At 64.2% G+C, this 7,683-nt stretch carries 10 protein-coding genes and 1 pseudogene; 5 read left to right on the top strand and 6 right to left on the bottom strand.

All coding sequences use genetic code 11. The features are described from left to right. The 3 genes and pseudogenes from ACFP9U_RS22365 to ACFP9U_RS22355 all read right to left on the bottom strand — a co-directional run. Positions 1–256 (bottom strand): annotated as a pseudogene (locus ACFP9U_RS22365) (hypothetical protein); the annotation flags it as partial. 145 nt (positions 257–401) lie between these two features. Beyond that, a complete protein-coding gene (locus ACFP9U_RS22360; RefSeq protein ID WP_378624853.1) occupies positions 402–1,166 on the bottom strand; it encodes a hypothetical protein in 765 nt (254 codons plus the stop codon). Further along, a complete protein-coding gene (locus ACFP9U_RS22355) occupies positions 1,150–1,464 on the bottom strand; it encodes a hypothetical protein (protein WP_378624852.1) in 315 nt (104 codons plus the stop codon). The genes ACFP9U_RS22360 and ACFP9U_RS22355 overlap by 17 nt, the downstream gene beginning before the upstream one ends. A gap of 172 nt (positions 1,465–1,636) precedes the next feature. Between ACFP9U_RS22355 and ACFP9U_RS22350 the strand changes: the two genes are divergently transcribed. Continuing rightward, the gene (locus ACFP9U_RS22350) at positions 1,637–2,104 is read left to right on the top strand and encodes a BA14K family protein (RefSeq protein WP_378624850.1); all 468 of its coding nucleotides are present in this window, start codon (positions 1,637–1,639) and stop codon (positions 2,102–2,104) included. Between the two features lie 245 nt (positions 2,105–2,349). Here the strand turns inward: ACFP9U_RS22350 and nusG are convergent, their stop codons facing one another. Together nusG and ACFP9U_RS22340 are read right to left on the bottom strand one after the other, a co-directional pair. Beyond that, on the bottom strand, positions 2,350–2,982 hold the full coding sequence (gene nusG, locus ACFP9U_RS22345; RefSeq protein WP_378624848.1) for a transcription termination/antitermination protein NusG: 633 nt from the start codon (positions 2,980–2,982) through the stop codon (positions 2,350–2,352). After that, complete coding sequence (locus ACFP9U_RS22340; protein WP_378624846.1) at positions 2,979–4,142, bottom strand: helix-turn-helix domain-containing protein; 1,164 nt, start codon at positions 4,140–4,142, stop codon at positions 2,979–2,981. The genes nusG and ACFP9U_RS22340 overlap by 4 nt, the downstream gene beginning before the upstream one ends. Positions 4,143–4,180: 38 nt before the next feature. Here ACFP9U_RS22340 and ACFP9U_RS22335 point away from each other — a divergent pair, with 38 nt between their 5' ends. The 3 genes from ACFP9U_RS22335 to ACFP9U_RS22325 all read left to right on the top strand — a co-directional run bounded on the left by ACFP9U_RS22335 (position 4,181) and on the right by ACFP9U_RS22325 (position 5,047). Further along, positions 4,181–4,435 (top strand): DUF982 domain-containing protein, encoded by a 255-nt coding sequence (locus tag ACFP9U_RS22335; RefSeq protein WP_378624845.1) that lies wholly within the window; start codon positions 4,181–4,183, stop codon positions 4,433–4,435. A gap of 78 nt (positions 4,436–4,513) precedes the next feature. Beyond that, complete coding sequence (locus ACFP9U_RS22330; RefSeq protein ID WP_378624843.1) at positions 4,514–4,768, top strand: DUF982 domain-containing protein; 255 nt, start codon at positions 4,514–4,516, stop codon at positions 4,766–4,768. 39 nt (positions 4,769–4,807) lie between these two features. Next, positions 4,808–5,047, top strand: a complete 240-nt coding sequence (locus ACFP9U_RS22325; protein ID WP_378624841.1) for a DUF982 domain-containing protein — start codon at positions 4,808–4,810, stop codon at positions 5,045–5,047. A gap of 2 nt (positions 5,048–5,049) precedes the next feature. Here the strand turns inward: ACFP9U_RS22325 and ACFP9U_RS22320 are convergent, their stop codons facing one another. Further along, a complete protein-coding gene (locus ACFP9U_RS22320; protein WP_417629227.1) occupies positions 5,050–7,107 on the bottom strand; it encodes a DNA cytosine methyltransferase in 2,058 nt (685 codons plus the stop codon). A 95-nt stretch (positions 7,108–7,202) separates the two neighbouring features. Between ACFP9U_RS22320 and ACFP9U_RS22315 the strand changes: the two genes are divergently transcribed. Continuing rightward, positions 7,203–7,472 (top strand): DUF982 domain-containing protein, encoded by a 270-nt coding sequence (locus tag ACFP9U_RS22315; RefSeq protein WP_378624836.1) that lies wholly within the window; start codon positions 7,203–7,205, stop codon positions 7,470–7,472. The last annotated feature ends 211 nt before the right edge of the window (positions 7,473–7,683 follow it).

Genomic DNA, 7,683 nt, shown 5'->3' with positions numbered 1-7,683 from the left:
CCGCCGCCGGCGCCGTCGGCTTCACGCTGCGCAGCAGCGCCCCGTTCGCCCCAAGTCGCTGCGAGGGCTCCAGCGTCTTCGCCAGCTGTACCCGCGCGACCTCGGGCACGATCTTCGCCGAACGCCCCTCGCCCACGAGCGCCGCGCCGAAGATCTTGCCCTCCGCGATGTATTGCGAGACACGGCCGGCTGACACGCCAATGAGGCGCGCGAACTCGCCCTTGCCCACCGTCTCGACTTTAGGAGCCTCGGTCATTTTAGGCTTGCACTTTAGGCTTCAAATTTCCGCTCAGACTGCCGACAACCCGCGGTTCGAATTACTCGCTCGGCGAGGTGGTCGGGGAAGGACCCGCGAGGGTCGAGGGGGTGCCGGGGGTGGCCTTGGTCGGCTGCGGCGCGCTTCAGCGGTTCGGCTTGCGCATGATCATCGCGGCCGAGCGCCTGAAGTTGATGGGAAGCCGCGCGCGCACCGTCTCCTGCGACCACCGCTTCCAGTCGAAGATGTCCGGATAATCCGGCGCTCGCGGCACGAACACGAACACGGGGGATATCTGTCCCCGCCGGTCGCGCTGCCATATCCCTCGGGGCAGGTTCGTCGGCCGAACGCTGCCGAGCCGGGGGGCGTCCTTTCCATACGAAACGAAATAGCGCATGGCCCCTCGCCGCCCCCTCGCTGATTTCGATCGTTCGCTCTTGTTGCCGATCCCGCTCCCGCCCAGCTGAAGCTGAGCAAGGATCTTCGCATACACGCCACGCGGCACGTTGCCGTGCCGGTCGAGCTTCAGCCCCTTGCCCGGCATGGCGTATTCGCTCGCCTTCATTACACCGGCATGGATCAGCCGCCTCTCCCAGCGCGTATGCGGGCGCCGCCCGCCCCTGATCTGGGTGAGCAGATACTTGCCGGCCGGCGTGCCCTTCGGGGCAAAGTCCTTGAAGTAGACCTCCGCGACGAGGTCGCGCTTCTTCGCCGGCTTCACACGGGCCGCGTTCAGCGTCCACCTGGTCGGCCGGTCGAAGTCGCGCCGCATCCACTTCTTGGAGTTCTTCTGAACGTCCTTCGCCGTCCAGGTCAGCGCCCGCGCCAGCGCGAAAGGAAGATCGCGCCCGAGATCCCTCGCCAGCTGCTGCTCGAATTCCCGGCGATTGTAATCAACGCTGATCCGCATCCGCCTCGACCCAAGCGACAAGAAGATGAGAATGCCCCAGCATCAGCGTGGCGACGAACTCATGCCGACCGTCGTGGATGACGAAGCGCTCGCCTTCCCAATGCCCGTTCGGGCAAGGCCACGGTTGGCTGTCCCCGATCTGGAGGCGCTTCCGGTAAGCAGCTTCAACATCGCCCACCGCCATCCGATCACGGCAGGCGAGCTTAATGCTCTCCACCGGGATATAGGCGGTTTTGACGATTGAGCCTGCCGGGATCGACAAAGCACGGTCAGTGGCGAGCGTGAGAGGCTGTGTCATGCTTCTGCTTCTGGTGGGTAACCGGCGAGGCTGAATATTCATGAAGCCACTGTCGATCGACCGGCTGATAGCCGCCTCGGATGGGGATGTGTGACGCAGAAACGAGGTAAGCTCTGCAACCAATACGCAATTTCACCGGTTTACTCCTGAAGGGATTCGTTGGAGTTGAGCTATGAGACAGACAACCAGCAAAAGCCTTTGCGCGGCGATAGCCATGACATTCGCGCTTGGCACTGCGACGCCAACGGTGGCCGCACCAATTTTCGTGCCCAAAGCTCCGGAGGCATCGTCAGAAGTCACAAAGGTACAAGATCGACGCCCCAGGTGGCGCCGCGACAACCGGCGTGAACATCGTCGAGATCTGTTCGAACGCCGGCGGGACGGTGTCTACTGGCGCGGCCATCGAGGTTTCCGGGAACGCCGGCCGGGATATCGGCAACGTGGCGACTGGTGGTTCCCACCAGCAGCCTTTGCGCTTGGAGCGATCATAGGCGGAGCAATGCAACAGCCACAGTATAGAGGCCTCAGCGAGGCCCATGTACGTTGGTGTTATGACCGCTACCGTTCCTATCGGGCTTCGGACAACACGTTCCAGCCATACAACGGGCCGCGTAGACCATGTAACTCGCCCTATAGCTGAGAAAATCTCCGGCCCGCGTCTTTGCGGCGCGGGCCGTAACTCATCGTCACAAACGGCACGTCCATCCACCTCAGCGTGCAGCGATCGTGTCTACTCGGTGATGTTGGACGGAAATGTCCAAGGGATGTCTCGGCAATATTCAGCCAAAGCGCCCGATGCTTGCCGGCAGATCGCCGTCTCATCGGGCAGGGTTGGAGGGCGCTCGCTGTGGGCGTCCTGTCTCCAGTGGCCTTGAGGCGAAATGGCTAACCAAGCTTTTCGAGATCGTCAATCCCGCAGCGCGTCTCCATCTCACGTCCGAACAGCACGGTCGAGACAAGAGCCTCCCGCTTCGCCTCGTTGATCGCGAGTACAGTCCCCGCCAATTCAGCGAATGTTCCGACTGGGCGCACCACCCGGTCACCTACCTTGATCCCGCCGGCATCCCGCACGACTGTATCGCCAGATCCGGCAAGCATCACAAGAAGTTGCACCTCTTCGCGTGGCCTCAGCGGAATGGGCTTCTCGCCACTTCCCTGCAGGCAGTTCACCCCGTCGAAGGTGAGCACACCAACCCATGCCGCTTCCGCTTTCAGGAGGCGCACGAAGAGGTAGTTTCTGAAGATCGGAATATCCACAGGATATCGCCGATTAGCACCGCTGGAGCGCGGATAGCGCCGCCAGCGCCTCTCTAGTGGGCACACAGCCTCGATCCCGTAGGCGCGAAGCTCCTCTGCCACCGAATCGGCCCGCCAGTTCGTCCGGGCGACATACCAGGCCATCTCCCCGTCCCTCGCGGCCGCCTCGCCTCTAAGCCATGCGATAAGCCCGGCTTTCTGCCGCCCGCGCTCAAGCGCCCGCAATTCACGCTCGGAGAGTTCCGGCACCTGGTGCATCATTCCGCCGCCTCGACTGCATGTCCGTCATCGCCCCTGAGGGCCGCCTCGAATGCCTCGATCCCCGCCGGGCCGCCGCGCGGGAAATAGACCACGGGCTGGCCGCCCGGATCCGGCAGCCAGGGCCAGCCACGACGCTCGTGCTCCTCACGCCACTGCTCGTAGGTCTCGGAGCCGACAGGCACCGCCGCCATCAACTCGGCAAACGCTTCCAGTGCCGGCGCCACCATTACGCCCTGCCGCCGCTCGGCCATGTCGTGCATGCGGTTCACAGCCGGCCAGCCGTTCTTCGCTTGCTGCTCGCGGCGAATTTCGGCCTCGTCGGCCTGCCCGGTTTCCACCATGTGGCGCTGGAAGTGGGTGAGCCCCGGCAGCTTCATCGCCGGTCCGTTCACGAGCTGCTTCATCCGCGCCACCATCCAGAGCGGCCCGAAGGGCTTTGCCTCCAGCGCGGCGGGTTTTTCTTCCTCGGGCTCAGGCACGTCGGCCCAGAGATGCTCGCGGAAATAGGTCGAGGGCGCCGGCACATGGCTCTTGCGCTGCGCCTTGAGCAACTTCAGCCACGCCGGCAGCTTCCGCTCGGCCTCCGCCCGCTCCTCCGGCTCCAGCGCGAACCATGCCGCCTTCGCTGGCTCCTTCGGCATCCCGGCGAAGCCCGGCCAGTCCTTCACCACCCGCCAGAACGCCCTCTCCACCGCTTTCGGGTCTTCCGGCTGGCTGTCTTCCCGCCCGCTCTCGCGCGCCTCTCTCTCAGGTTCCTTTACTGGTTCCCTTACAGGGTTAGCGTCCGGATTTCGGACACGGCTTTCGCCATTTTCCGGACACGGCTCGGCCCCGTTTTCGGACACGGCTCCGTGTCCGGTTTCCGGACACGGCTTTTCGTGGAAGTCCGGCTCGAAGGCGAAGCGGTAGACGGTTGATTTCTGGCGCTTCGTGCGGCTGTCGCGGCGCTGCTCGCGGCGGATCAGCCCGGCCGCCTCCAGCGCCGCCAGATGATCGTTCAGCGTCGACCGCGACATCTCGCAATCGCGCGCCAGCGTATCCTGGTTGGGAAAGCATCCGTTGTCCGGGTGATAGCGGTCGCACAGGTTCCAGAGGACCACCTTCGCCGCCGGCTTCAGCCCGCGCTGCTTGATCGCCCAGTTGGTCGCGTCATGGCTCATCCCGCCGCAACCTCCGTCACTGCTGTGCGTTGAGGCGCATGGCCGAGATCTCTTGGAAGAAGCCCGTTGTCGTGTTCGCCGGCAAGGCCGCGAATGTTCGTTGGACTATCAGCGACGCTCCTACGGCCGCGGTTGTCCTTCTCAGCCACTGGCCGACGCGCGCTGCCAAGGACAAGGCACATATGAAGGCCCAGAAGGTGATTCTGTCCTGCCTCAAGGGTAAGTGCGATGCCGAAGAGGCGCGTTCTGCCTTTGTGACGGCGGCCGAGAAGGCGGACATCCTGGCCAGTTAAACGCGCTGCGCCCCCGATTGTTACAACCCGGTACCCGTTCGTGAAACAACCACAGGCAGTGCCGCGCGTTTCCCATGCATGAATACTGGTAGATGGAGTGTCCCAGTGTCCGTTTTGGACGGACAGGGCCTCGTTTTCGACATTCGCTCCGCGCGGCACGCGGCCGACTTTCTTGTCCTTCACTGGCCCGAAAAGCACCGAGACAGTTGGCCCCACCTGCGAGCGCAGAGCGCCTGCCTCGACGTTCTGCAAGGAACCCACGAACCCGAGCACGCACAACAAGCATTCGTCGAAGCTGCCAGAGATGCTGGAATTATTGCCGAAAATCCGTAGACGCGCGAAACATTCGGGTGCGACCCCAGTTTCGTCGTCATGCGTAACAGTTGGCACCCTCCGATACACCTGCGCCTCGGCAATGGCGGTGAAATCACACGAGTCACAGACGTGTTCGAAGCTGCCCACATCCTGATCTACCGCTGGCCGAGCAGAGGTGCGGCGCATAAACGCGCATTGGACGAGTGCATGAAGGCGCTGAGGGGCAAGGTGGATCCCACCGAAGCGCGCCAGGCCTTCACCGAGGCCGCCCGAAAGGCCGGCATTCATGCTGAATAACGTCATTCTGCCGCCGCCTTTTCCACCGCCATGTGCGCGCAGTTCGCCCGCACGAGGGCTTCGGCCAATGGCGGGCAAACGGAATTGCCGCAGCACCGCCCCTGCACCGTGCCGGTGATGGCGCTGCCGTCTGGCCGCCGGTCGACGATGTAGCTCTCGGGGAAGCCCTGCGCGCGGAACCGCTCGCGCGGCGTCAGCATGCGCATGCCGAGGTCGGCGATGGCATAGGTCGCGCCGTCGATCTCGACCGTCACCAGGCCGAATCGGTCCTTTGTCGTGTCGGTATGCATGGGTCCGGTCACAGCAGCGCCATCGCCCTGACCGTAATACTTCGTCAGGAATCCGGAGATCAGCGCCGCTTTGCCAGCGCCGCCGGCGGTGATCGTGCCGACAGGGTCGTCCATTGCCGAGCCCACGGACGCCCCGAACTGGCGCATCATGTGTGCCGCAACGACCCCTTCATGACCGCCGCCTTTGCCGCCGCTGGTGGTCACGGTCGTCAGCGGCTCTTCGGGATCGCCGGCGGAGGCCGAAACGTTCGACCCATAGAAATGCGTCAGATGCGCTGCGACCACGCTCTGGGTGCATCCCTTCTGAACAATGGTCGAGACCGGAGAACGGGCCTCATGCCCCACCATGTCCGTGTTGTGCTGTGCCAGGAAGGCCGCAACCACACCATGCTTCGCACCGCCGGCGACCTGCGTCCCGATAGGCTTCTTGACATCAAGCGCGCGCGGCGCCTGCCCTTCCCGCTCGCCATAGCCTGTTTGCACCATGGTCGCGGCGACCACGCCGTTCGGCGCCGCGCCGCCTGGGCGCTTTAAGTAGCTGTTGGCGGTAACGGTCGGCTCAGGCTCGGCGGCGGATCCTGTTGAACCCGATTGGAACTTCGTCAGGTGCGTGGCAACCACGCATCCGTCCGCCTTCGCCGTCTGGGTGCCGAGCGGCTCGTCACCACCGCGTGGCGCACTCTGCCCGGCCCGGCCGCCGCATCCGACGAAGCTCGGAACAATTTTGGCGTTCTGGACTTTACTCTTCGCAGTGAGAGTATGGAGTGGCTGTTGGGCATCCCTGACAGAGCCGCCATACTGAGCCGACGCGATGACCGGCGCGTCAAGGGCGAACGACCTAGCGGTCGTCAGCGTGCACGCCGGTTCATCCGTCGCGTGCACCCCGTTCCGTTCCGCTGCGGTAGCCATATCGGTGCGCACGATGAACGGCGTCTTCGCCTCCAGCACATACCGCACGACACCCCGCGCGATACGCCGCATGGTCGCCTCGGCGAGCGGCCGGTTGGCGCGGATGCCGAACTTCGCCTTGATCTCCTCCGACGTATCGAAGATCGAAGGACACGGAATCGACCAGTCGATGATCTCCGCCGCTGTCCGCCAGGGCAGCTTTCGCCCGGCTATCACGTCGGGATCGTCCGGCGGACCATGCGTCGGCTCTGGCCACACGATCGGGCGTCCGTCGCGCCTGGCGATCATGAAGAAGCGTTTACGGATCGTCGGTGCGCCATAGTCGCAGGCGCGCAGCTCGCGCCACTCGATCTTGTAGCCGAGCCGCTTCAGTTGCCCCATCCAGAGCTTGAACGTCTGCCCCTTCCGCTCCGGGCACGGCTTTCCGTCGGCGGAAACCGGCCCCCACTCGCGGAATTCCTCAACGTTTTCGAGGATGATCACCTCGGGCCGCACCCGCTTCGCCCACAGCACCACCACCCAAGCGAGGTCGCGGATGTTGCGCTTCACCGGTTTGCCGCCCTTCGCCTTCGAGAAGTGCTTGCAGTCCGGCGAGAACCAGGCGAGACCGACACGGCGATGGCCGACCGCCTCCAGCGGGTCGACATGCCAGATGTTCTTGGACAGGTGCAGTGTGTCCGGGTGGTTCACTATGTGCATGGCGAGCGCATCAGCATCGTGGTTGATGGCGATGTCGGGCGAGCGCCCAAGCGCCATCTCGATCCCGGTCGATGCCCCGCCCCCGCCAGCGAAGCTGTCCACTATCAGCGGCCCGCCTTGCCGGACCGAACCCGGGGCAACGTGTTCGAAAAGACTACGCATCACGCCGCCCTCACGCTCTGTGACCCCAGCGGCCAATTTGTTACGAAACAGTTCCCCGACACCGCGCTTGATTCTCCAGCAAAGGAGAAACTGCGATGCACAAGGACCTCCAGATCGGCCCTTTTGAAGAGCCGGTGCATCTCACCACCGAGGCCGGCGAGCTCGATATTCGCAGTGCTAGAGAAGCTGCGGAAATGCTGCTCTATGCCTGGCCGATCGGTGAAACAGGCTTGCGTATTCAGGCGCGGATGACGTGCATGAAGGTGCTTGCCGGGAGTGAACCGCCAGAGTTGGCGCGCAGCGCCTTCGTCGAAGCGGCAAAAGAGGCGCACATTCTGGGTGTGGCTTATGAGGAAGCGCATTAGGCTGCTCTCCCCCACACCCTGAGCCTGTCGAGGGTCACGGCATCCTCCCGTGCTTCCGCATCACGCGCTGCAGGCTCTGCGCCGCCCGCTCCAGCGCCTGCCGCGCCGGGATCTCGCCGGAGGAGAACTTCGCCTGCGCCAGCCGATCGGAGGCCTCGGCCACCTTGCGGCAGGCGCGCATGATCTCGGCATCCGGCCCACGCACGATCAC

This window comes from Nitratireductor sp. GCM10026969, from assembly GCF_042660605.1.
GTDB lineage: Bacteria > Pseudomonadota > Alphaproteobacteria > Rhizobiales > Rhizobiaceae > Chelativorans.
Note: the sequence above shows the minus strand (reverse complement) of the source record. Positions and strands in the feature narration are given on the sequence as shown.